Annotated in this window: 24 protein-coding genes; 19 read left to right on the top strand and 5 right to left on the bottom strand. The window is 71.3% G+C overall.

Annotation, left to right across the window (positions count from 1 at the left end; translation table 11 throughout):
* The first annotated feature begins 10 nt into the window (after positions 1-10).
* The 5 genes from Q0599_RS15060 to fae (Q0599_RS15040) all read left to right on the top strand — a co-directional run bounded on the left by Q0599_RS15060 (position 11) and on the right by fae (Q0599_RS15040) (position 4,541).
* Complete coding sequence (locus tag Q0599_RS15060) at positions 11-1,132, top strand: ATP-grasp domain-containing protein (protein WP_298830865.1); 1,122 nt, start codon at positions 11-13, stop codon at positions 1,130-1,132.
* Positions 1,129-2,133, top strand: coding sequence for a methenyltetrahydromethanopterin cyclohydrolase (mch, locus tag Q0599_RS15055; RefSeq protein ID WP_298830862.1), 1,005 nt, complete (start codon positions 1,129-1,131; stop codon positions 2,131-2,133). The genes Q0599_RS15060 and mch overlap by 4 nt, the downstream gene beginning before the upstream one ends.
* Before the next feature lie 7 nt (positions 2,134-2,140).
* A complete protein-coding gene (locus Q0599_RS15050) occupies positions 2,141-3,076 on the top strand; it encodes a RimK family alpha-L-glutamate ligase (protein WP_298830859.1) in 936 nt (311 codons plus the stop codon).
* On the top strand, positions 3,073-3,957 hold the full coding sequence (locus Q0599_RS15045; RefSeq protein WP_298830856.1) for a triphosphoribosyl-dephospho-CoA synthase: 885 nt from the start codon (positions 3,073-3,075) through the stop codon (positions 3,955-3,957). Before Q0599_RS15050 ends, Q0599_RS15045 begins: the two co-directional genes overlap by 4 nt.
* A gap of 74 nt (positions 3,958-4,031) precedes the next feature.
* Positions 4,032-4,541, top strand: coding sequence for a formaldehyde-activating enzyme (fae, locus tag Q0599_RS15040; RefSeq protein WP_298830853.1), 510 nt, complete (start codon positions 4,032-4,034; stop codon positions 4,539-4,541).
* 95 nt (positions 4,542-4,636) lie between these two features.
* Here the strand turns inward: fae (Q0599_RS15040) and Q0599_RS15035 are convergent, their stop codons facing one another.
* Positions 4,637-5,059: a dihydroneopterin aldolase gene (locus Q0599_RS15035; protein WP_298832705.1), complete on the bottom strand. Its 423-nt coding sequence runs from the start codon at positions 5,057-5,059 to the stop codon at positions 4,637-4,639.
* A gap of 239 nt (positions 5,060-5,298) precedes the next feature.
* Here Q0599_RS15035 and Q0599_RS15030 point away from each other — a divergent pair, with 239 nt between their 5' ends.
* Genes Q0599_RS15030 through Q0599_RS15010 form a run of 5 tightly spaced genes read left to right on the top strand, consistent with a single transcriptional unit; the run spans position 5,299 to position 10,620 of the window.
* Positions 5,299-7,311, top strand: coding sequence for a sigma-54-dependent Fis family transcriptional regulator (locus tag Q0599_RS15030; protein WP_298830850.1), 2,013 nt, complete (start codon positions 5,299-5,301; stop codon positions 7,309-7,311).
* Positions 7,312-7,318: 7 nt separating this feature from the next.
* Entirely contained in the window at positions 7,319-7,921 is a 603-nt protein-coding gene (locus Q0599_RS15025; RefSeq protein ID WP_298830847.1) for a flavoprotein, read from the top strand.
* Entirely contained in the window at positions 7,900-9,297 is a 1,398-nt protein-coding gene (locus Q0599_RS15020) for a DUF6513 domain-containing protein (RefSeq protein WP_298830844.1), read from the top strand. Before Q0599_RS15025 ends, Q0599_RS15020 begins: the two co-directional genes overlap by 22 nt.
* A gap of 7 nt (positions 9,298-9,304) precedes the next feature.
* Positions 9,305-9,880, top strand: coding sequence for a DUF447 domain-containing protein (locus tag Q0599_RS15015; RefSeq protein ID WP_298830841.1), 576 nt, complete (start codon positions 9,305-9,307; stop codon positions 9,878-9,880).
* Entirely contained in the window at positions 9,877-10,620 is a 744-nt protein-coding gene (locus tag Q0599_RS15010; protein WP_298830837.1) for a (5-formylfuran-3-yl)methyl phosphate synthase, read from the top strand. The genes Q0599_RS15015 and Q0599_RS15010 overlap by 4 nt, the downstream gene beginning before the upstream one ends.
* On the opposite strand, the gene Q0599_RS15005 is transcribed toward Q0599_RS15010, so the two are convergent.
* Genes Q0599_RS15005 through Q0599_RS14995 form a run of 3 tightly spaced genes read right to left on the bottom strand, consistent with a single transcriptional unit; the run spans position 10,554 to position 13,154 of the window.
* Complete coding sequence (locus tag Q0599_RS15005) at positions 10,554-11,153, bottom strand: aspartate kinase (RefSeq protein ID WP_298830835.1); 600 nt, start codon at positions 11,151-11,153, stop codon at positions 10,554-10,556. The genes Q0599_RS15010 and Q0599_RS15005 overlap by 67 nt on opposite strands.
* Positions 11,153-12,211: a hydantoinase/oxoprolinase family protein gene (locus Q0599_RS15000; protein ID WP_298830833.1), complete on the bottom strand. Its 1,059-nt coding sequence runs from the start codon at positions 12,209-12,211 to the stop codon at positions 11,153-11,155. The genes Q0599_RS15005 and Q0599_RS15000 overlap by 1 nt, the downstream gene beginning before the upstream one ends.
* The gene (locus tag Q0599_RS14995; protein ID WP_298830831.1) at positions 12,204-13,154 is read right to left on the bottom strand and encodes an ATP-grasp domain-containing protein; all 951 of its coding nucleotides are present in this window, start codon (positions 13,152-13,154) and stop codon (positions 12,204-12,206) included. The genes Q0599_RS15000 and Q0599_RS14995 overlap by 8 nt, the downstream gene beginning before the upstream one ends.
* A 15-nt stretch (positions 13,155-13,169) precedes the next feature.
* On the opposite strand from Q0599_RS14995, the gene Q0599_RS14990 reads away from it, so the two are divergent.
* The 9 genes from Q0599_RS14990 (at position 13,170) to Q0599_RS14950 (ending at position 23,028) form a co-directional block, all read left to right on the top strand.
* A complete protein-coding gene (locus Q0599_RS14990; RefSeq protein WP_298830829.1) occupies positions 13,170-13,880 on the top strand; it encodes a HisA/HisF-related TIM barrel protein in 711 nt (236 codons plus the stop codon).
* Positions 13,881-14,070: 190 nt separating this feature from the next.
* Positions 14,071-15,357, top strand: a complete 1,287-nt coding sequence (locus Q0599_RS14985) for a formylmethanofuran dehydrogenase (protein WP_298830827.1) — start codon at positions 14,071-14,073, stop codon at positions 15,355-15,357.
* Positions 15,354-17,045, top strand: a complete 1,692-nt coding sequence (locus Q0599_RS14980; RefSeq protein ID WP_298830825.1) for a formylmethanofuran dehydrogenase subunit A — start codon at positions 15,354-15,356, stop codon at positions 17,043-17,045. Before Q0599_RS14985 ends, Q0599_RS14980 begins: the two co-directional genes overlap by 4 nt.
* On the top strand, positions 17,042-17,953 hold the full coding sequence (gene fhcD, locus Q0599_RS14975) for a formylmethanofuran--tetrahydromethanopterin N-formyltransferase (protein ID WP_298830824.1): 912 nt from the start codon (positions 17,042-17,044) through the stop codon (positions 17,951-17,953). Before Q0599_RS14980 ends, fhcD begins: the two co-directional genes overlap by 4 nt.
* Positions 17,950-18,759 (top strand): formylmethanofuran dehydrogenase subunit C, encoded by an 810-nt coding sequence (locus Q0599_RS14970; RefSeq protein WP_298830822.1) that lies wholly within the window; start codon positions 17,950-17,952, stop codon positions 18,757-18,759. Before fhcD ends, Q0599_RS14970 begins: the two co-directional genes overlap by 4 nt.
* A gap of 27 nt (positions 18,760-18,786) precedes the next feature.
* Entirely contained in the window at positions 18,787-19,320 is a 534-nt protein-coding gene (gene fae, locus Q0599_RS14965) for a formaldehyde-activating enzyme (protein WP_298830819.1), read from the top strand.
* 10 nt (positions 19,321-19,330) lie between these two features.
* Entirely contained in the window at positions 19,331-21,175 is a 1,845-nt protein-coding gene (gene pabB, locus Q0599_RS14960) for an aminodeoxychorismate synthase component I (RefSeq protein WP_298830816.1), read from the top strand.
* Positions 21,172-21,831 carry an HAD family phosphatase gene (locus tag Q0599_RS14955; protein ID WP_298830813.1) on the top strand — a complete coding sequence of 220 codons (660 nt, stop codon included), beginning with the start codon at positions 21,172-21,174 and terminating at the stop codon, positions 21,829-21,831. The genes pabB and Q0599_RS14955 overlap by 4 nt, the downstream gene beginning before the upstream one ends.
* Positions 21,832-21,924: 93 nt before the next feature.
* Positions 21,925-23,028: a methyl-accepting chemotaxis protein gene (locus tag Q0599_RS14950; protein ID WP_298830808.1), complete on the top strand. Its 1,104-nt coding sequence runs from the start codon at positions 21,925-21,927 to the stop codon at positions 23,026-23,028.
* On the opposite strand, the gene Q0599_RS14945 is transcribed toward Q0599_RS14950, so the two are convergent.
* Positions 23,008-23,655 carry a M48 family metalloprotease gene (locus Q0599_RS14945; protein ID WP_298830805.1) on the bottom strand — a complete coding sequence of 216 codons (648 nt, stop codon included), beginning with the start codon at positions 23,653-23,655 and terminating at the stop codon, positions 23,008-23,010. The genes Q0599_RS14950 and Q0599_RS14945 overlap by 21 nt on opposite strands.
* Positions 23,656-23,691 lie beyond the last annotated feature (36 nt).

Raw genomic sequence — 23,691 nt, 5'->3', positions numbered from 1 at the left:
GCGGGGCTGCGTGCTGGCGGTCGCGGCGCTCTCCGCGCGGATGCTGGTCGAGGCTGCAGCGCTCGACGGACTGCGCACAGTCGCGCTGGACCTGTTCGGCGATGCCGACACGCAGCGACTGGCGGCTCGCTGGCGCGCCATCGGCGAGCCGGCGACGATGCGCGTCGACGACCGGCGCCTGCTCGGCGCGCTGCGCGAACTGGCCGGCGCCGGCGAGGTGCGTGGCTGGATCGCCGGCAGCGGCTTCGAGGGCCGGCCCGAGCTGCTGGCGCGTGGCGCGGCGATGCTGCCACTGATCGGCACCGCGCCGTCCGACTGGCAGCGCATTCGCGACCCGCACGAGTTCTTCGCCGTGCTGCGCGCGTACGGCATCGGCTTTCCCGCGGTGGCCTTCGAGCCGCCCGCCGTGACCGCCGGCTGGCTGAGCAAGGACGCTGGCGGTTGCGGCGGCTGGCAGGTACGGCGTGCCTCGCCGAACGATCGCGGCGGTGCCGGGCGGTATTGGCAGCGCGAGCGCCGGGGCCTGCCGATGTCGGCCACCTTCGTGGGCACTGGGCGCGACGCGGTGCTGCTCGGCGTGAACCGTCAGCTCACGCGCCTGGTCGGCGGTCGTCCGTTCGTGTTCTGTGGCGTGATCGGGCCGCTGCCGGTGAGCGACGCGTTGCGGCGCGATCTGACCTCGATCGTGCAGCTGCTCGCCGGCGCATTCCAGGTGCGGGGACTGGCCAGCCTGGACTTCCTGCTCGACGGCGATACTGTCGAAGTGCTCGAACTCAATCCGCGGCCGCCGGCCAGCCTGCTGCTCTACCCGCGTGTGGGGGCGCGCGGGCCACTGGGCGCCCATCTGCTCGCCTGCGAGCAGGGCGAACTGCCGCCGGCGCCGGCACAGGAAGGCAAGGTGCGCGGCACCGAGATCGTCTTCGCGACGCAGGCCGTGCAGATCGGCGAGGCGCGCGCCTCCCGCATCGCGGGCATCGAGGGCACGCGCGACCTGCCGCGCGCGGGCACGCAATGCGCCGCGGGCGACCCGCTGTGCAGCCTGGTGGCCGAAGGCCGCGATGAAGACGACACACGACGACAACTGGCCCACCGGCGCGAGGCGTTGCAGGCCGCCCTGGAGACGACGACATGACTGACCATCCCGCCGCACTGGCCGGTTGCACGCTGAGCCTGAATCTGCAGGTGCAGCCCTGGGTGGAGCGACTGGTGGCGCAGGCCGAGCAGCTGCGCGTGCAGGTGCGTCACGACGAGTCCGGGGCGCGCGTCGTCGACGCCGGCATTGCCGCGCCGGGCAGCATCGAGGCGGGCCTGCTCGTCGGCGAGATCTGCCTCGGCGGCTTCGGCACGGTGGGCCTGCGCAGCGGCGCGGCCGACGGCTGGCCGAGCTGGCTGGAGGTGCGCAGCTCGCAACCGGTGCTGGCCTGCCTGGCCAGCCAGTACGCTGGCTGGAGCCTGGCAGCCAGCAAGGAGGAGACGGGCGGCAAGAAGTTCTTCTCGCTCGGTTCCGGCCCGGCGCGGGCGCTGGCGGCAAAGGAGGCGCTGTACGGCGAGCTGGGCTACCGCGACCGTGCCGACCGCGGCGTGATCGTGCTCGAGGTGGACCGCGCCCCGCCCGCGGTGGTGGTGCAGAAGATCCTGCGCGACTGCGGCCTGCAGCCCGGCGGGCTGACCATCGTGCTGACGCCCACGAGCAGTGCCGCCGGCACCACGCAGGTGGTGGCCCGTGTGCTCGAAGTGGCGCTGCACAAGTCTCACGAACTCGGCTTCCCTCTGGCGCACATCGTCGACGGCGTGGCCACCGCGCCGCTTCCGGCGCCCAGCCCTGACGGCGTGGAGGCGATGGGCCGCACCAACGACGCCATCCTCTACGGCGGCCGCGTGCACCTCAGCGTGCGCGGCGGCGACGAGGCGGCGCGCGAACTCGCCGCGAAGCTGCCGTCGCACAACTCGCGTGACTATGGGCGATCCTTCGCCGAGGTCTTCAAGGCGGTCGAGTACGACTTCTACAAGATCGACCCGGCGCTGTTCGCGCCTGCCGAGGTGTGGGTGAGCAACCTCGACACCGGCAGCACGTTCCACGGCGGCGCAACGAACATGGCACTGTTGCGCGAGCATTGGCTGCAGGAGGCATGACATCGTCATGAGCACGCGCGTGGCCATCATGACTGACGAGGTCGGCTGGCACACCCGCCAGTTGCAGGCCGCGCTCCGCGAGCGCGGCGCGATCGGCCGCTGCGTGGACCTGGAAGATTGCCGCATCGACACCATGGCGGCCTGGCACGGCCTCGTCATCCCGGGCTTCGGGCGCGATCTGCCCGACGCGGTGCTGGTGCGCGGCATCGCCGGCGGGACCTTCGAGCAGGTGACCAAGCGGCTGGGCGTGCTGCACGCACTGCGCGAGCTCGGCGTGCCGGTCTACAACGACGCGCGTGCCATCGAGCGCAGCGTCGACAAGTCGATGACCAGCCTGCTGCTGCACTCGGCCGGTGTGCCCACGCCGCCGACCTGGGCGCTGGAGTCGGCTGCGCAGGCGCAGCGCATCGTCATGCGCGAGAGCGCGGCCGGCCACGCCCTGGTGCTCAAGCCGCTGTTTGGCTCGCAGGGCAAGGGCCTGCTGCTGGTCGGTCGGGTGGACGGCCAGCACCGCCCGCTGCCCGATCTGAAGGGCCCGTACGGGTCGCTGGCCTACCTGCAGCGCTTCGTGCCGCCGCTCACCCAGCCGGGGTTCGACTGGCGCGTGCTGGTGATCGGCGGCCGCGCAGTGACGGCGATGAAGCGCGTCAGCGCGCACTGGGTGCACAACGTCAAGCAGGGCGCGCGCTGCATGCCGGCCGAGCTCACCGACGCGCTCGCGGCGGTCGCCGAGACCGCGGCGCGCACGCTGGAGATGGACTACGCCGGCATCGACGTCCTTCCTGCCGGCACGATGGACGATCTGCGGGTGCTCGAGGTCAACGGCGTCGCCGCGTGGCAGGGCCTGCAGCGCGTCACCGGCTTCAACATCGCCAGCGCCATCGTCGACGACCTGCTCGACCGCAGGCTGGCCGGCGCGCGCCGCGGCGTCCGGCGCGCATGACCGATGCGCTGATCGGGCACGCGCGTGCGTGCTTCCTGCGCGCCTGCTGGCTCGATGTCGCCGTGCGCAAGCCGGGCAACGTCAGCCTCGTCTCCGCGGGCCACCGCATGCAGGCCGAACAGTTCGTCGCCAGTGCACAGGCCGCGGTCGATCCGCTGTTCCGACTTGGCGCCGGCGTCGGCGAGCGCATCGAGGCCGCGATGGATGCGACCTGGCAAGCGGTGGGCTGCAACACCAATCTCGGCATCCTGCTGCTGTGCGCCCCCATCGCGGCGGCGATCGAGTGCGCGGGGGCGGTCGCGAGCGCCGACTCGCTGCGTGCCGCGATCGAGCACGTGCTGGCCCGACTCGACCTGACCGATGCCCGCGCTGCCTACCGCGCCATCGCCCAGGCCAATCCGGGCGGGCTGGGCAGCGCGCCCGAGCAGGACGTGCACGCGGCGCCGACACGGGGCTTGCGCGAAGCGATGGCCCTGGCCGCCTCGCGCGACAGCATCGCGCGCCAGTACGCCAACGGCCACGCCGATCTGTTCGACGTCGGCCTGGCTGCGTTGCCCCACGGGTTTGTACTCATGGCAGGACCCGCGGGTGCACCGCCGAGCGACGGCGCCGTGGCCGCCGTACAGCGGGTTTACCTGGGGTACCTGCGCCACATTCCCGATTCACACATTGTTCGAAAACACGGCGAGGCCGTGGCACACACTGTCATGACGGCGGCGCAAGGCTGGAATGGCGTCGCGGCGTCCGACCGCGACCCGGCCTTCGCGGCCTGGGACGAATCCCTCAAGGCACAGGGCGTCAACCCCGGCACGAGCGCCGATCTGACGGTGGCCACCTTGCTGCTGGCCGGCCTGCTGGGTCCGGCGTGGCATGGAAAGTGATAGCGTGACCGACGCGCTGGGCATCGCACCAGTGTGTCGACGACTCAGAATCATTCACAGGAGATAGAAACGCCATGGCAAAGATCGATCGCATGATGGTTGGTGAATCGCTCGTCGGTGACGGCAACGAGGTTGCCCACATCGACCTGATCATCGGGCCGCGCGGCTCGGCGGCGGAGTCCGCGTTCGCCAACGCGCTGACCAACAACAAGGACGGTTTCACCTCCCTGCTGGCCGTGGTCGCCCCGAACCTGCTGGCCAAGCCCGCCACCGTGATGTTCAACAAGGTCACGATCAAGGGCGCCAAGCAGGCCGTGCAGATGTTCGGCCCGGCTCAGCGCGCCGTGGCCATGGCCGTGGCCGACAGCGTCGAGGACGGCACCATCCCGGCGGCCGAAGCCGACAACCTGTTCATCTGCGTCGGTGTCTTCATCCACTGGCTGGCGGAAGACGACAAGAAGATCCAGGACTACAACTACCGTGCCACCCGCGAGTCGATCCAGCGCGCCGTCGCCGGCTCGCCGACCGCCGCGGAAGTCGTGGCCAAGAAGGGCTCGGTGGCCCATCCGTTCCAGGCGAAGTGAAGAGAGCGGCGCACCGGAGACGGTGCGTCAGGAGAGAGGGTTGAGAGTGCCGACCGGTCCGCCGGTCGGCTTTTTCTTTTCTTCTGGGGGTTCGCTCAGCGCCCGCCGGGCACCATGCCGCTTCCGATCAGGTGCAGCACGGCGGCGCCGGGGCGCTGCGGGGCCTCGGGCGCGAAGCGCTCGATCTGCACGCCCACCGCCTGCACGTCGTTGAACTTGCGCGGTTTGACCACCTTCACGCGCACCCAGCTCGCGCCGAACTCGCCGATGAGAATGTCGGCAATCGTCTCGGCGAAGGCTTCGAGCAGCTGCAGCCTGTGCTCGGCCAGCAGACGATGCAGCCGCTCGCGCACCACGCCGTAGTCGATGGTGTCGCCGATGCGGTCGGTGTCGCAGGCGCGCGAGCGCGGCATCCCGGCGTGCAGGTCGATGACCACCGGCTGCGGGTCGTGCAACTCCGTGTGATGGATGCCGATCACCGTCTGGCCGGTGAATCCCTCGATGAAGATCAGGTCCATGGACGCGGCCTGGCGTACGTCGGCGGAGGGAGCTGCCGCGAAGCCGGCGGGTTGGGCGTTGAGGGGCGTCAAGGGGTGTCTCCATCCAAGTGAATCGGTCGGGCTCGCGGCGGGGCAGCAAAATGCGGGCCCGCACGACGGGCCAGCCACCGTGGTTTACCCGGTGCGGAGCACCCCGCGCCGACACCACAATCGGCCATTGTTCCCGAAACCGCTCTCGGCCCGCCCTGGAGATGACGATGACCTTGACGATGCGTGAAGCCCACCGGCATGCGGACCGGATCCTGGAGCTGGTGCGCAGCGGTGTGCAGCCGCAGTCCAACGACCCGGTGGCGCAGTCCTGGAGCCGCTGCCTCAACGAATACCGCCTCGACCCGGCGCGCGCCTGCGAGCCTTCGTTCGTGGCACGCGTCGAGCTCGAGGAGCGCCGCGCCCGCCGTGCCGACGTGATCGCCTGTGCGCGCTACGAGATGACCACGCTGTACCAGCAGCTCGCCGACGCGGAGGCGGCGGTGGTGCTGACCGACACCGACGGCGTCATCGTGCACATGGTGTCCTCGCCGGAATTCGCCGCCGAGGTCGGGCCGCTCGGCCTGCGCGTGGGCGGCACCTGGAGCGAGGCGACCGCCGGCACCAACGGTATGGGCACTTGCCTCGCCGCCGGCGCGCCGGTGTCGGTGCGCCGCGAGGACCATTTCTTCAACGAGTTCACCCAGCTCACCTGCTCGGCCGTGCCCGTGTACGACCCTTCCGGCGAGATCGCCGCGGTGCTCGACGTCACCAGCCGCTCCAGCCTGATGCAGCAGCACCTGCTGGTGCTGCTGGGCATGACGGCGCGCATGATCGAGAACCGTCTGATCGACGCGCGCTACCGCAACGCCCACCCGCTGCATTTCCACAGTCGGCCGGAGTTCGTCTACACGCTGCACGAAGGCAAGCTGGCGGTCGGCGACGACGGCCGCATCCTTGCCGCCAACCGCAGTGCGCTGTTCCAGCTCGGCCTGCCGTCGATGGAGGACATCCGCTCGCGGCGCATCGAGGACCTGTTCCAGACTTCGCTGGAGGACATGCTCCAGCGCAGCACCTCGGCCTCGTTCCACCCGGTGGTGACCTACCGCGCCAACGCCGCGCTGCGCTTCTTCGCGGTGGCGCGCCGTCCGGCCTCGGACGCCAAGGCGCCGGCGCTGCCCAGCCCGGTCGTGCCCGCGGCACTGTCGCAGGCGGTGGCGGCCAAGGCGCCGGCACGGATCGGCGCGGTGAAGCCGGCGGCCGGCACCACCTTCAAGGACGCGCGTCTCGTCGCCCACCTCGACACCGCCAAGCGCGTCATCGCGCGCCAGACTCCGGTGCTGCTGTGCGGCGAGACCGGCTCGGGCAAGGAGGTGTTCGCCCGCGCCGTGCACGAGGCCAGCCCGCACGCGAGCGGCGCCTTCGTGGCGGTGAACTGCGCCAGCCTGCCGGAGACGCTGATCGAATCCGAGCTGTTCGGCTACCGCGCCGGTGCCTTCACGGGCGCGCAGCGCACCGGCCGGCGCGGCAAGATCCTGCAGGCCGATGGCGGTACGCTGTTCCTCGACGAGATCGCCGACATGCCGCTCGAACTGCAGGCCCGGCTGCTGCGCGTGCTCGACGAGCGCCAGGTCACGCCGCTGGGCACCGAAGAGACGCATGCCGTCGATTTCCAGCTGATCAGCGCCAGCCACCAGCACCTGCCGGCGCTGGTGCGCGAGGGGCGCTTCCGCGAGGACCTCTACTACCGCCTCGCCGGCATCGAGCTGCAACTGCCGCCGCTGCGCGACCGCAGCGACCGCCGCGACCTGATCCACGCCGTGCTCGCCGCCGAGGCGGGCGGCGCCGGCTCGCTGAGCCCCGAAGCCGAGCGGCTGCTGCTCGATCATCCGTGGCCGGGCAACATCCGCCAGCTGCGCCACGTGCTGCGCACCGCCGCGGCGCTGGCCGACGGCCGGCCGATCGCGCGCGAGCACCTGCCGTCGCTGGTGCATGTGTCCGTGCCGACGCCGGCACCGGCGATCGCGGCTCCCCGCGTCGCTGCGCCCGTCGTCGAGGCCACGCCGGAAGACCTGCCCATCAAGCTCAACCCGATCCAGGCCAACGAACGCCAGGTTCTGCTCCAATTGCTCGAACAGCATCGCTGGAACGTGAGCAACGTCGCCAAGGCGCTCGATGTCAGCCGAAACACCCTCTACCGCAAGCTTCACAAGCTCCACATCGAGGTCTCCCACCCCGATTGATCCCCGTGTGCCGGTCGACGAGTTCGCGTCGACCGTGCCGGCGCGCTCGCGCTTTGCCTGGTGCGTCACCGGTTCCGGCCACTACCTCGACGAATCGATCGCGCTCGCGCAGCGCCTGCCTTCGCTCGACCTGTTTCTTTCCGATGCCGCCGAGGAAGTGCTGCCGATCTACGGCATGAAGCTGGAGGAACTGCGGCCGCGCTTCGCGCCGGGCTTCCGCCTGGTGCGCGACAAGACCGCCAGTGCCGTGCCGGTGGGCATGCTCTACGAAGACATCTACCACACGGTGGTGATCGCACCGGCAACGAGCAACACGGTGGCCAAGTGCGTCGTCGGCATCAGCGACACGCTGCCGACCAACATGTTCGCGCAGGCGGGCAAGCTGGGCATTCCGGGCATCGTCTTCGCGTGCGACACCGAGCCGGTGGTGGTGACGAGGTCGCCGCACGACTGGGTGACGCTGCGGCCGCGCAGGCTCGAGCTGGACAACGTGCAGCGTCTGCGCGAGATCGACTTCTGCGAGGTGGTGTGCTCCCCGGCCGAACTCGAGGCGGCCCTCAGGCGTCGTCTCGACACGCTCTCGTTGTCATGGAACACATCCTCTTCCTGACCGGCCGCCTCGCGCAGCCGCAGCTGGAGAAGGTGCTCGCCGGCATCGACGACGCGCCGTTCAGCTTCGAGGTGCGCGAGATCGGACTGCAGGTCGCCGCGCTGATGACGGCGGACATGGTCCGCCGGCGCGTCGAACTGCCGGTCCGGGCCGACCGCATCATTGTGCCCGGCCGCTGCCGCGGCGACATGGACGCGCTGACCGCGCACTTTGGCATCCCGGTGCAACGCGGGCCCGAGGAGCTGAAGGACCTGCCGCGCTTCTTCGACCGCGCCGCCAAGCCGGTGGACCTGGGCGAGTACGAGGTGGCGATCTTCGCCGAAATCGTCGATGCGCCGCGATTGACGGTGGAGGAAATCGTGCGGCGAGCCCAGGCGCTGAAGCGCGATGGCGCCGACGTCATCGACCTCGGCGGCCTGCCCGAGACGCCTTTCGAGCATCTCGAGGACAGCGTGCGCGCGCTGAAGGCGGCCGGCTTCGCGGTCAGCGTCGACTCGGTCGACACTCGCGAACTGCTGCGTGGCGGCCGCGCCGGCGCCGACTACCTGCTCAGCCTGACGCTGGACTCGCTGTGGGTGGCCGACGAGGTGGCGTCCACGCCGGTGCTGATCCCGAAGACGCCGCACGACGAGGCCTCGCTGCACGCCGCGATCGACGCCATGGCGGCGAAGGGCCGCGCCTTCCTCGCCGACCCCATCCTCGACCCGATTCCCTTCGGGCTGACTGCGTCGATCGTGCGCTACCACGCGCTGCGCCAACGCTACCCCGAGGCGCCGATCATGATGGGCGTGGGCAACCTCACCGAGCTGACGGAGGCCGACACCAGCGGCATCAACGCGCTGCTGTTCGGCATCGCCGCCGAATTGAGCGTCGCCGCCGTGCTGACCACGCAGGTCAGCACCCATGCGCGCCGCGCGGTGCGCGAGGCCGACTGGGCGCGCCGCATCATGCACGCCGCCGTGCGCCAGCGCGCGCTGCCCAAGGGCATGAGCGGCGCGCTGATGACGACGCACGCCAAGCATCCGTTTCCGGACACGCCGGAGGAAATCGCCGCCACCGCGCGCCAGGTGCGCGACCCGAACTTCCGCGTGCAGGTTTCCGAGCAGGGCCTGCATGTCTACAACCGCGACGGCCTGCGCAGCGGCACCAACGCCTTCGAGCTGTGGCCGCAGCTCGGCCTGGAGAACGATGCCTCGCACGCCTTCTACATGGGCGTGGAACTTGCACATGCCGAGCTCGCCTGGCGGCTCGGCAAGCGCTACACGCAGGACCAGCCGCTGGACTGGGGCTGCGCGGTGGAGCGCGAGGCCGAGGACCTCGATGCATGGTGTGCGCCGGGAACGACACGCTCTGCGCCGAAGCGCAACGACAGTTGAAGCGACGATGAACGACCAGATCTTCGAAACCGTGGTCACCACGGAGTCGGCCGATGGCGCGGTGCATGTGGCGCCGATGGGCGTGCGCTACCAGGCCGGCCGCGTGGTGCTGATGCCGTTCAAGCCTTCCACCACGCTGGCCAACATCCTCGCCACGCAGCATGCGGTGCTCAACCTGATCACCGACACGCGCGTGTTCGCCGGCTGCGTCACCGGCCGCCGCGCCTGGCCGGTGGTGCCCGCCGAGCGCATCGCCGGCCAGCGCCTGGCCTGTGCGCTGAGCCACGTCGAGCTGAGGCTCGACGAACATATCGACGACACCCAACGCCCGGTGCTGCGCATGGCGCGCGTGCACGAGGCGGGCCATGCACCCTTCATGGGGCTGAACCGTGCGCAGGCGGCGGTGGTGGAGGGCGCGGTGCTGGTGAGCCGGCTGCACATGCTGTCGCCGGAGAAGGTCGACGCAGAAATGGCCTACCTGCAGATCGCCATCGACAAGACCGCCGGCGCCGGCGAGCACGAGGCCTGGGCCTGGCTGCAGCGTGCGGTCGCGGACCACCGCGAGAAGGCGGGGGCGCGATGACCCGCCTGCTGGTCAGCGTGCGAAGCGTGGCCGAGGCGCTGCTTGCCGCCGATGGCGGCGCCGACTTCATCGACCTGAAGGAACCGGGGCAAGGTGCGCTCGGCGGCCTGCCGGTGTACACCATCGCCGAGGTCGTCGCGGCGTTGCGCTCGCGCAGCTTGTCGCTGCCGGTCAGCGCGACGATCGGCGATGTGGCCATGCACGAGCTCGACACCATCGTCGAGCGCGTCGAGGCGGTCGGCGCGTGCGGCGTCGACTACGTCAAGGTCGGCATCGAGCGTGCTCCCGGCGCCGGCGCGGTGCTGCGTGCGCTGGCCGACTGCGGCCGGCCGCTGGTGCCGGTGTTCATCGCCGATCACGGGCTGGACGAGCGCAGCATCGCGCTCGCCTTGTCGCTGCACTTTCCCGGCGTGATGGTCGACACTGCCGACAAGCTCGCCGGCAGCCTGTTCGACGTGCTGCCGATCGCCGCGATCGAGCGCTTCATCGGGATGGCCCGCGAGGCCGGAACGATGGTCGGCATCGCCGGTGCGCTGCGCCGCGCGGACGCCGAGGTCATCACCGCGCTGGCGCCGGACTTCGCGGGCTTCCGCAGCGCGGTGTGCCGCGGCGGGCGCGGCGAGGCCCTCGATGCGGACTGCCTGCGCGCGCTCGTCGCCGCGATGCGCGAGGCTCAGGCGCCGCTCAGTCGCACCTCGCCGATCAGCAGCGACCTCATGCGCGCCAGCTCGGCGCGGTGAACCACGTCGATCGGGAAGCTGGCGCCGGCGGCAAGCGTCGCGAAGCGGCTGTCGAGCACTCCGGCGGCGCCGAGCTCGGCCAGCGTCGCCGCCGGATCGATCGGGCAGGACTTCACCACCACCATGCGCTCGGCATTGAGCTGGCGCGCCAGATCCAGCGCGATGCTGTCGCTGCTGTTGCCCCAGTGCGTGTCGGGACCGGCGCGCTCGCGCAGCCAGTCGTAGGGCAGCCACAGCGCCGTCTGGCCGGAGTGCAGCACCTGGTGCAGTTCCGCCTTGTCGCGTGCGAGGCGCAAGGCAGGCTGCAGCCCGTGCGCCAGGTAGGCCGTCTGCACCATGGCCAGCACGGCCATGTTGTGCGCGTCGAAGTCGTCCAGTTGCCAGTGCGACTGCGCGCGCCGCACCTCGTCGGCAAAGGCGCCACCGCCGCACACCAGGGTCACGCGCCCGCCGCCGAGCCGCGCCAGCAGTTCCAGCCACTGGGGCAGGAGCGGGTCACCGTTCAGGCTGCCACCGATCTTCACGACCCACATCAGGCACATTCCTCCGCAAAGAGCGAGGCCACCGCCACGGCCGGGGCGCCGACCTGCACCCAGCCTGCCAGGTCGACGCTCGCACCGGGCGCGACCCGCGCAACCTCGCGGCCATAGGCTGCTGTCGACCATCCGGGGCGCAGCAGCTCCGGCACGAGAAAGGCGCCGCAGCCTGCCGCGACGACCGTCGCATCGGCCGCCAGGTCGTGCAGCGCCGCGACGCGCTCGACCTGGCTGCGCAGCTCGGCGAGCTGCGCCTCGCGCCACGCCCGCGCGAAGTCCAGCCACTGCGCGGCACTGCCGTCGCGTTCGTCCAGGCCGACCATGCGGGCCAGCCGCGCGCGCGAGTGGCGCTCATCCTTGGGCGCGTTGTCGGCGCTCGGATGCTGGTCGTGCGCCGGGTCGAGCTCGCCGGTAAGCCGGTAGACGTCGGCGGTGCTGGCGAAGAACTCGTTCATCACGTTGAGCAGCGCGCCTTTCCAGGCGATGCGTCGCGCCAGTGCGCACAGCGGCGTGCGCACCACGCCGTGGTAGACGAGTTCGCCGGTCTGCAGGCGCTGCGCGTCGCTGCGGCTCGCGGTGACGACATGGCCGCGGCGCAGGGCGATCAGGTCGGTGGTGGTGCTGCCGATGTCGACGAGCAGGCCCTCGCGCGCCGGCATCGCCCGCGCCGCATGGCGCGCGGTGGCCAGCCAGTTCGCCGAGGCGATCGATTCCCACAGCGCTGCGGCCTCGTGCGCCGCCGGCCACGACGCATCGCCGGCGAAGAAGCGCGGCGCGGGCAGGGCGCGGTCGAGCAGGGCGGCGATGCGCTGCACGCCGTCCTCGCGGTGCGCGAACAGGTCGACCATCTCGCCGGTCATGGTCACGGCATGGCGCTGCGCGGCCAGGTCGGGCCAGCGCGAAGCCGCCAGCGACAGCACGCGTTCGAGCTGGTCCAGCCCCTGCCACAGCGGGCAGGGCCATTGCGCCGCATCGATCACGCACTCGCCCTGCAGGCGTGCGGCCTTCACGTGGGCGCCGCCGATGTCCCAGCCGATCACGTCGCGCTCAGGCATCGAGACGCTCCTGTCGCCGCACCGCCAGCACTTCGGTGGCGAGGCAGCGTCCCAGCCGCTGCGACAGACCGACATAGGCGCAGGTCAGGCGCGGATTGATCTCGATCGGCACGGCGCCGAGCCGATCGTTCCAGACCAGGTCGATCCCGACGAAGCCGTGCAGGCCGGGCAGGGCGGCCGCGAGCTGGGCGGCGAGCGCGGCCAGCGCGCGGTGGCGCGGATCGCGCGCCGGCAGCACGTCGATCGTCACGCCGTCGTAGCGCAGCGTGCCGTCGGGCAGCGCGGCGATGTGCTGCCGGTTCACGCTCAGCAGTTCCGCCCGGCCGAGGCCGCACAGCAGCGACAGGCTCATTGGATTTCCCTCGACCCAGGGCTCCAGGCAGGCACTTTCGCCACGTGCGCGGCGCGCGTCGAGATCGGCTTGCGCGGCGGCGCGGCTGCCGTGCAGGTGCGTGGCCACGCTGCCGGCGCCGTCGTCGGGCTTCACCACCCAGCGCTTGGCCTCCGCCTCGTGGGTCCAGGGCGTGGCCACGTCGTGCGCCGCGAGATGACGCAGCGTGGCCGACTTGCTCGAGGCGACCGCGATGCTGTGCGCGTCGCAACCCAGCCAGCGCGACGCACCCACCGCGCGATGGAGCCCGGCGAGGCAGCCGTCGGTCTCGGGCGCGATCACCCAGCTGAAGTCGTGCTGGGCGGCCTGGCGCGCGACGAACTCCAGCGGCGTCTCGCTGTTGCGCGCCACCGTCTCGGCGGCGCCAGCGGGCAGCGTGCCGGCGTGTGCGCAGGTGGCGGCGGTGACGTCACAATCACCGCTGGCCAGCAGGTCGGCCACCAGCGCATTGCGCATCGCCAGGCCCTGCGGCAGCAGCCCTGCGGTGGCGGCCGCGTCGCCGTCGACCAGCCCGCCGCCGCTGAGATACTCGTAGACGAACACCCGCGTCATCGCACCGCCCCCGCCATGCACCTCATCCCCGTGATCGACCTGATGCGTGGCCAGGTCGTGCGCGCCGTGCGCGGCGACCGCGCGTCGTACCGGCCGATCGTCTCCACCCTGTGCGCGGGCAGCGACCCGGTGACGGTGGCGCGCGCGCTGTGCGCGCATTGCGCCTCGGCGCGGCTGTACGCCGCCGACCTCGACGCGTTGACCGGCGGGCACGCCCAGGCCGAGGTGCTGCGGCGCATCCTGCGGGCCCTGCCCGAACTCGAGTTCTGGGTGGACGCCGGTTTCGCCGATGCCGATGCGGCGCAGCGCCTGTGCGAGCAGGTGGGCGAGGGCGCCGAGCGCATCGTGCCCATCTTCGCCAGCGAATCGCTGCGCTCGCGCGAGGAACTGGCGCGCTGCTTCGCCGACCGCGAGGCCGGCGTGCTCTCGCTCGACCGCCGCGACGGCCGGCGGCTGGATGCCGCCGGTTGCTGGGACACGCCCGCACTCTGGCCCAGCCGGGTGATCGTCATGACGCTGGAGCGCGTGGGCGCCGATGCCGGACCGGACCTGGCCACGCTGCGCGAGGTGCAGGCCCGTTCGCCTGCGACCCAGCTGGTCGGCGCGGGCGGCATCCGCCATGTGGAAGACCTTGCCGCAGCGCGCGAGGCCGGCGCGTACGCCTGGCTCGTCGCCAGTGCACTGCATGACGGCCGGCTGCCGCCGGTGCGCCCCTCATCGCCGTGACCGGCTCTCTGCCCCGCGTCCATGGACGCACTGCCATCATGTTTCGTGCCACCGCCTGCAAGGGGGGGCGCGCACCCCGGCGCCGCCGGTTTCGCCACACTGTGTGGCAGTTTTGGCCGCATCCTGCCCGCCGCGCTGTCCGCCCGCCCGGAGCCGCCGAGTGGCACATCGCTTGCGTGACGACGCATCCATGATCACCTCCCCACCGGCTGCGCCGGCCTGGACTTGTCCGTTCTGCCCACTGGCCTGTGACCACCTCGGCGTGCGCGCCGGCAGCGCCGCCCAGGCGCTGGAACTGCAGGGCGGCACCTGCGAACGGGCGAGCCGCGCGCTGTCGACCTTCGCCAGCGCACCGGCCGTGCCGGCGGCCGAGGTCGACGGCCGGGCTGCCGGCCTCGACGCAGCCATCGCCGCCGCCGCCGAGCGGCTCGCCGCCAGTCACCAGCCGCTGTTCGCCGGGCTGGGCACGGACGTCGCCGGCATGCGCGCCCTCTATCCGCTCGCCTGCGCCACCGGCGCGATCTGCGACGCCGCGCCCGGCGAGGCGCTGATGCACGGCCTGCGAGCGCTGCAGGACCGTGGCCAGTTCACCACGACGCTCGGCGAAGTGCGCGTGCGCGCCGACCTGATCGTCTTCATCGGCGCGATGCCGACGGCCCTCGCGCCGCTGATCGGGCAGCGGCTGGGCATCGGCGACCCGCAGGTGGCGCGGCGCCATGTCGTCGTCATCGGTCCCGAGGCGGGCGACGAAGCGACGCTGGCCGGTTGGGCCGGCGCGGGCGTGAGCGTGGAGACCCTCGCCGTGCAGGGCGACCTGTTCGACAGCGTGGCGCTGCTCGACGCGTTGGTCGCCCGGCGGCCGGGCATGACGGGCGCGGCCGTGCCGGAAGCCTGGCGTACGCTCGCCGAGCGCCTCCGTGCCGCGCGCTACGGCGTGCTGATCGGCACGCCGTCGAGGCTGCCGGCACAGGGCGCGCTGGTCGTCGAGGTCGTGCACCGCATCGTCGGCGAACTGAACCGCGAGACGCGCGCGGCGGCGCTGTGGATCGGCGGTGGCAACGGCGTGGCCACGGCCAACCAGGTGTTCACCTGGCTGTCCGGCCTGCCGCTGCGTTCGCGCGCAGGCCCGCGCGGGCTGGAGCACGAACCGCTGCGCTACGGCGGCACGCGGCTGATCGAGCAGGGCGCGGTCGACGCACTGCTGTGGGTGGCGAGCTTCGAGGCCGAGGCCGTGCCACCGTCGACGACGATGCCGACCATCGTGTTCGGGCATCCCGCGCTGGCCGCAGCGGTTCGCCGCCCCGGTGCCGTCTTCATTCCGGTCGCCACGCCGGGCATCGGCTGCAACGGCCATGTCTTCCGCACCGACGGCACGGTGCTGATGCCGCTGCGCGCCGTTCGGCCCGACGGCCTGCCGGCGCTGGCCGAAGTGGCCCGGCGAGTGCTGCTGGCCCTGCCGTCGAGGAGCGCGGCATGAGCATCGTTCTGATTCGCGGCGGCCGGGTCGTCGACCCGACGAACGGCGTCGATGCCGTGCGCGACCTCGTCGTGCGCGACGGCCGGATCGCCGCGCCCGTGCCGGGCGAGCGCCCCGACGAGACGATTGACGCCACCGGCTGCGTGGTGATGGCCGGCGGCATCGACATGCACACCCACATCGGCGGCGGCAAGGTCAACCTCGCGCGCATGCTGATGGCGGAGGACCACCGCGACGGCGCCAACCCGATCGCCTTGCCGGACAACCTGCTCGAGCTTGCCTCCTGCGGCACCTGTTCGCCGGGCACGCTGGCCACCGGCTACCGCTATGTCGAGATGGGCTACACCGCGGCCTTCGAGCCGGCGATGGTGCCGAGCAACGCGCGCCACGCCCACATGGAGATGGGCGACGTGCCGGTGCTCGACCACGGTGCCTACGTGATGCTCGGCAACGACGAGCTGTTCCTCGAGTTGCTGGCCCACGGCGGGCCGGACCTGAAGAACTTCGCCCAGATCCGCGATTACACCGCCTGGACCATCAACGCGTCCAAGGCGATGGGCGTGAAGGTGGTGAACCCCGGCGGCATCTCGGCCTTCAAGTTCAACCAGCGCAAGCTCGACGTCGACGAGCCGCACGTGCGCTGGCAGGTCACGCCGCGCCAGGTGGTGCACACGCTGGCGCGCGCATTGAAGGAACTCGGCGTGCCGCATCCGCTGCACATCCACGGCAGCAACCTCGGCGTGGCCGGCAACATCCGCTCGACGCTGGACACCATCGCCGCGCTGGAGGGCCTGCCGGCGCACCTGACGCACATCCAGTTCCACGCCTACGCCACCGAAGGGCCGAAGAAGTTCTCCTCGGCAGCGCTGCAGATCGCCGAAGCCGTCAACGCCAACCCGCAGATCAGCATCGACATCGGCCAGGTCATGTTCGGCCAGACCGTCACCGCGTCGGGCGACACGATGCGCCAGCATGCGCAGTCCGACCTGGCCAACCCGCGCAAGTGGGTCGGCGCGGACATCGAGCTGATGGCCGGCTGCGGCGTGGTGCCGTTCCGCTACCGCGAACAGAGCTACGTGAACGCGCTGCAGTGGGTGATCGGGCTGGAGATCTTCCTGCTGGTGAAGAACCCCTGGCAGGTGGTGCTGACCACCGACCACCCGAACGGTGGCCCGTTCACCAGCTACCCGCACCTGATCCGCCTGCTCATGGACCGCGGCTTCCGCGAGGAGCAGCTCGCCAGCCTGCACCCCGAGGTGGTGGCGAACTGCGCGCTCAAGTCGATCACCCGCGAGCTGACGATGGAAGAGATCGCAGTCATGACGCGCTGCGGCCCGGCGAAGCTGCTCGGCCTGAAGGAGCGCGGCCACCTGGGCGAGGGCGCGGCGGCCGACATCGCCATCTACCGCGAGCAGCCCGACCGCGAGGCGATGTTCCGCACGCCGGACTTCGTGTTCAAGGACGGCGTGCTGGTCGCGAAATCCGGCACGCTGCTGGCCACGCCGGTGGGCGGCACGCACTTCGTCGAACCGGGCTACGACCCGGCGATCGAGAAGACACTGCGCAAGCACTGGCAGGACCACGGCGCCATCCGGTTCGACAACGTCGCCATCACGCACGACGAGCTGTGCAGTTGCTGCAACGGCGGTCGGCTGCTGCCGGCGGCATGCTTCGAGGGCGGCGCATGAACCGCAACGGCGTCGCCATCGACGAGACCTTCGCCGAGGCCTTCCCGATGAAGGCGACGCGGCTGCTCATCACCGCGCACACGCTCGACTGGGCGCGCCATGCGGCGGTTGCCGCCACCGGTTTCGCCACCTCGGTCATCGCCTGCGGCTGCGAGGCCGGCATCGAGCGGGAGATCCCCGCTGGCGAAACACCCGACGGTCGTCCCGGCGTGGCGGTGCTGATCTTCGCCATGTCGGGCAAGGAACTCGCCAAGCAAATCGAGCGGCGCGTCGGCCAGTGCGTGCTGACGTGCCCGACCACGGCCGTCTACGCCGGCATCGCCGAGGGCGAGGCGGTCGCGCTGGGCAAGAACCTGCGCTTCTTCGGCGACGGCTGGCAGACCAGCAAGATGATCGGCGGGAAGCGCTACTGGCGCGTGCCGGTGATGGATGGCGAGTTCGTCGCGCAAGAGACCACCGCGGTGGTCAAGGGCGTGGGCGGAGGCAACCTGCTGCTGCTGGCGCGTGACACCGACGCGGCGCTCGCCGCGGCCGAGGCGGCGGTGGCGGCGATGAAGAAGCTGCCCAACGTGATCATGCCGTTCCCGGGCGGTGTGGTGCGCTCCGGTTCCAAGGTCGGCAGCAAGTACCCCGCGCTCGGCGCCTCGACCAACGACGCCTTCTGCCCCAGCCTGGTCGGCCTGGTGGCCAGCACCGAGTTGACCGGCGAAACGCGCTGCGTGATGGAGATCGTCATCGACGGGCTGACCGAGGCCGACGTCGGCGCGGCGATGCGCGTCGGCATGGAGGCCGGCATCGCGCTTGGCGCCGCAGGGGGGCTGCTGCGCATCTCGGCCGGCAACTACGGCGGCAAGCTCGGGCCGTTCCACTTCCACCTGCACAAGCTGATGGCAGGAGCGGCGGCATGAGCGGCTTCTCGCTGACCCTGAAGGCTGCCGTGCCACTGCGGCTGGACCTGCGAGGCATCACGCCGGTGGCACTCGCGGCGCTGTCGGCGGACAAGGTCGAGCGGCTGACGGTCGGCCACGGCAATGCGCTGCTGCCACTCGGCGAGTTCTTCCGCGTCACCGCGCGCAGTGACGACACCCTGCTGCTGCAGGGCGAGCTGTCGCGTTGCGACCATGTCGGCTGGCAGATGGACGGCGGCGTGCTGGTCGCCGAAGGCAGCGTGGGCGACTGCGCCGGCGGCGGCATGACGTCCGGCACGCTCAGCGTGAAGGGCGACGCCGGCGCGCTCGCCGCCTGCGAAATGGCCGGCGGAACACTCAGTATCGAAGGCAGCGTCGGCGACTTCGCCGCCAGCACGCTGCCCGGCAGCATGGACGGCATGCGCGGCGGCACGCTGATCGTGCGCGGCAACGCCGGTGCGCGTTTCGGCGACCGCATGCGCCGCGGCACGGCGCTGATCTTCGGCGATGCGGGCGACTTCCTCGCCTCGCGCATGGTCGCCGGCACCATCGCGCTGGCCGGCCGCGCCGGCGCGCACGTGGGCTACGGCATGCGCCGCGGCAGCGTGGTCCTTGCCGGGCCGGCGCCGGCGCCTTCATCGAGCTTCGTGCCCGCCGTGGCCGGCGCCCCTGTATTCTGGCAATTGCTGACGCGCGACCTGGCGCCGCACGGCGGCGTGTTTGCATCGCTGTCCGCACGTGGCATCGTCCGCCACCTCGGCGACATCGCCGCCGGCGGCAAGGGCGAGCTGATCGTCGTGCGCTGAACCCTTTCTCTCCACTGTTCGCGAACCATGAGCAACGACTACCTCTTTCATGCCGGCGAGGCCACCGTGCTGGCCGCCGACGGCCAGTTCACCGACGCGATGCCCGAGATCCTCATCGGCCGCACCAGCGGCCCGGTGGGCCAGGCCTTCGCCAACATGATGGCGCAGAGCAAGGGCCACACCGCGATGTTCGCGATCCGTGCCTGCAACCAGCTGGTGCGTCCGGCGACCATCGTCGTGCCCAAGGTGACGCTGAAGGACGTCGCCAACATCGACCTGTTCGGTGGCGTGGTGCAGAGCGCCACCGCCGACGCGGTGATCGACAGCGTGATCGACGGCGTGATCCCGAAGTCGCTGGCCAACGAGCTGTGCATCATCAGTCTGGTGTGGATCGACCCGCGTTGCGCGAAGGATCCGAACCTCGACAAGAAAGACATGTACCGCACCAACTACGAGGCGACCAAGCTCGCCATCAAGCGGGCGCTGAACAACGAGCCTTCGATCGAGGAACTGGTCGCGAACCGCCATTCGATCAAGCACGACATGGACGACTGGTCCTGACCGGGTTGTCATGAGCGTCGTCGCGCTGCTCGACGACCGCCATGCGAGCGTCGAGAACCCCACCAGCCGGCTCTACACCGGCTTCGTGCGGGAGCACCGCTGCGACCGGCCGGACCATCTCGACGCCGTGTGGACGGATGTCGAGTGCGATCAGCGCGAAGGCCTGCACGCGCTGCTGCTCGCCGACTACGAGTGGGGCGCGCGGCTGCTGAAGGCCGGGCACGAGCACCTGGCGGTCCGGGACGCGGGGGCGCTGCGCGTGCTGATGTTCGAACGCTGCGAGCGGCTGTCGCATGAGGCGGCGACGCGCTGGCTGGACGCGCAGCCTGGGCACGACGGGCCGGCCGGCACGATGGACCTGCGCGCGAGCGTCGATCTCGCGCAGTTCACCGAGGCGATTGCGCGCATCCACGAAGCCATCGCCGCCGGCGAGACCTACCAGGTCAACTTCACCTACCGGCTGCACGGCAGCGCCCACGGCACGCCGCTGGCGCTGTATCGCGCGCTGCGCGACCGCCAGCCGGTGGCCTACGGCGCCTACATCGTGCTGCCCGAAGGTGATGACATCAGCCACGTGCTGTCCTGCTCGCCGGAGCTGTTCGTGCGCGGCGAGGGGGGCACCGTCACCGCACGGCCGATGAAGGGCACGGCCTCGCGCTTCGCCGCCCCCGAGGGCGACAGCGAAACGGCACGCATGCTGTCGCTGGACATCAAGAACCGCGCCGAGAACCTGATGATCGTCGACCTGCTGCGCAACGACCTCGGTCGCATCGCGCGCATCGGTTCCGTGAGAGTGCCGGAGCTGTTCGCCATCGAGCCCTATGCGACGGTGTTCCAGATGACCTCCACCGTGCAGGCCAGCCTGCGGCCGGAGATCGGATTCCCCGACCTGCTGCGCGCGGTCTTCCCCTGCGGTTCGATCACCGGCGCACCCAAGCACCACACGATGCAGCTGATCGCCGGCCTGGAGTCCACGCCGCGCGGCCTGTACTGCGGTGCCATCGGCTGGGTCGACGCACCGCGCCACGGTGAACGCATCGGCGACTTCTGCCTGTCGGTGGCGATACGCACGCTGACGCTCGGTCCCGAAGCGCGCGGCCTGCGGCCGCTGACGCTCGGCGTGGGTGCAGGCATCGTCCAGGACAGCCGGGCCGACGACGAGTTCGAGGAGTGCCGCCTGAAGGCGCGCTTCCTCACCGGCCTGGACCCGGGCTTCGAGCTGTTCGAGACGGTGCCGTGCTCTGCGACGGGCGAGTTGCCGCACCTGAACCGGCACCTCGATCGGCTCGCTCGCAGTGCCGGGGCGCTCGGCTTCGACCTCGACCTCGACGCGGCGCGCCGCACGCTCGAGGCCGCGGCGGCGGAACACCATGCCACGCCGCGCCGCCTTCGGCTCGCGCTGGCGCACGACGGCCGGCTCGCGCTCACGCAGGCGCCGCTGCCGCCGCTGCACGCCGGCGAGGTGCGGCTGCGCATTGCCGGCGAGCGGCTGCCCGACACCGACCCGCTGTCCGCGCACAAGACCACGCGGCGTGCCCTCTACGACGCCGGGGTGCGCGCCGCCGAGCGCGAGGGCGCCTTCGACAGCCTGTTCTTCAGCGAAGGTGGCTGGCTGGTCGAGGGCGGGCGCAGCTCGGTGTTCGTGCGGCTCGGCGGCCGCTGGTTCACCCCGCCGTTGGCCGACGGCGCGCTGCCCGGCGTGATGCGCGCAGTGCTGCTCGACGACCCGGCGCTGGACGCCCGCGAACGTCGCCTCACGCGCGCCGACGTCGATGCCGCCGAGGCGCTGATGGTCTGCAATGCGCTGCGCGGCGCGCTGCCGGCCCGCGTGCTGCACGAGGACCGTGTGTCGTGAGGCTGGCGCTGTTCGACCTCGACCACACGCTGATTCCCTTCGACAGCGGCATGGCCTGGACGCGGCATCTGGTCGCGCTCGGTGCGCTCGACGCCGCTGCCGAGCAGCGCTACCTCGACTTCTGCCACCAGTACGTCGCCGGCACGCTCGACATCCACGCCATGCACCGCGCCAGCATGGCGCCGCTGGCGGCCTTCGCGCCGGCACAGCTGAGCGCCTGGCGTGAGCAGTTCGCGCGCGCGATGGTGCCGCGGCTGCCTCGGTCGATGCAGGATCTGGTGGCCTGGCACCATGAGCGCGGCGACCTCTGCGCCATCGTCACCGCCACTTCGCACTGGCTGGCCGAGCCGTTCGCGCAGGCCTTCGGCATCGCGCACCTGGTGGCCACCGAGTCGCTGTTCGTCGACGGGCGTCCCAGCGGCGAGATCGACGGCCTGGCCTGCTACCGCGAGCACAAGGTGACCAAGGTCGAGGCCTGGCTGGCCGAGCTTGCGGCGCCGCCGCTCGCGGCCTTCGAGGCCTCGTGGTTCTACTCGGACTCGGCCGGCGACCTGCCGTTGCTGCAGCGCGTCACGCATCCAGTGGCGGTGCGCCCCGATCCGCGCCTGCGTGAACATTGCCTCGCCGCCGGCTGGCCCGTGCTCGAGGCGGACTGACACGGGCCGGTTTGCACTCAAGTCGTGCGCCATTCCTGTCGATAGCCGTGCTCAGACCCGGGTCAGACTGCCCGCGGGTGGGGAGAACGCGACATGGAATGGATTCGCAAGGTCAGCCTGGTGCGCCGGGTGGCGATCGGTTTCTCGGTGATGGGGGCCTGGTGCGTGGCACTCGGCGCGGCGGCGGTCTGGGCGCTGTCCGGCAGCGCGACCGCCTGGGCCATCGCAGCGGCGACTGGTACGGGATGCCTGTTCGCGCTGCTGGCCGGCTGGGTGATCCGCGCGAGCATCAAGGACTCGGTCGAGTCCACCATCGACGCGGTGATCCGCATCGCCGGCGGCGACCTCGAGACGAAGATCGAGTCGCCGGGCAAGGACGAGATCTCCTGGCTGCGCGCCGAGCTCAACGGCATGCGCAAGAAGCTGCGCACCATGGTGCTGGAAGTGCGCCAGACGGTGGACGGCGTGAACACGGCGTCGGCGGAGATCGCCTCGGGCAACACCGACCTGTCCTCGCGCACCGAGAGCCAGGCCGGCGCGCTGCAGCAGACGGCGAGTTCGATGCAGTCGCTCGCACTGTCCGTGCGCAGCAACGCCGAGAACACCCACAAGGCGCGCGAAGAGGTGTCGCAGTCCAGCGCAGCGGCCGGGCGCGGCGCGCAGACCATGCAGGACGTGGTGGCGCGCATGAACGAGATCCACGCCAGCGCGACGCGCATCGGTGAAATCGTCGGCGTGATCGACGGCATCGCCTTCCAGACCAACATCCTCGCGCTGAATGCCGCCGTCGAGGCGGCGCGCGCCGGCGAGCATGGCCGGGGCTTCGCGGTGGTGGCCTCCGAGGTGCGCGCGCTGGCGCAGCGAAGTTCGACGGCGGCGCGCGAGATCAAGGCGCTGATCAGCGACTCCGCCGCCAAGGTGGATGCCGGATCGCGGCTGGTCGACGACGCCGGGCAGACGATGCGGGAGATCCTGGACAGCGTGAAGCGCGTCTCCACGCTGATCGGCGAGATCGCCGACGCCGGCGAATCGCAGAGCAGCGGCATCGCCGAGATGAATCAGGCGGTGACGCAGATCGACACCATGACGCAGCAGAACGCCGCCCTGGTGGAGCAGCTCGCTGCCGCGGCGCAGTCGCTGCGGGGTCAGTCGGGCCGGCTCACCGAATCGATGGGCTCATTCCGCGTCGTGGCCTGAGGCGCCGCCGGCCATTGCCGCGCGCAGCGAAGCGACGCGCTTCCTCGTGCCCGGATGCGTGGCAGTGTCCTGCTGCAGCCCCTGGTGCGTGAACGCGGCCAGCGCCTCCTGCGGCGGCCGGCCGAGCAGGCGCATCACCCGCATCGCATAGGCATCGGCCTCGAACTCCTGCCGGTGCGCAGTGGCCGAGGCTTCGCGGCCGAGCTGGTACGCCACCGGGTCGGTGGCCTGGGGTGTCACCTCGCCGGGCACCCAATGCCGGTAGACCGCCCCCATCTGCTGCCAGTGCAGCCCTGCCACATGGCCGAGTTCATGGGCGAGCACGAACAGCCGCACCCCTTCGGGCATGTCGGCGAGCGACTCGTGGGCGACGACGATGCGGCCGTGCAGGGTTTCGGCGATCGTGCCGGCACTGACGACGCGCAGTTCGGCCGGCACGTCCGCCGGCAGGGCGGCGCGGACCTGATCGAAGCTGCGCCGCACTGTTTGCGTGCGCGGCCCCTCGGACGCGACCGGCATGGCGTCGAGCCGCACCTGCTGCGAGCGACGCAGGACGTCAACGATGTCCTCGCCGCGCGCCGGCTGGGCAAGCGCGAGACCGAGAAGTGTCAGCTGGAACCATCGCATGTCGCACCTCCGTGGGGCATGCCGGGCCACGGCTGC

This window comes from uncultured Piscinibacter sp., from assembly GCF_937952055.1.
Classification (GTDB): Bacteria; Pseudomonadota; Gammaproteobacteria; order Burkholderiales; family Burkholderiaceae_C; genus Piscinibacter.
The sequence above is the reverse complement of the archived record's forward strand: the minus strand, read 5'-3'. Positions and strand labels throughout refer to the sequence as shown.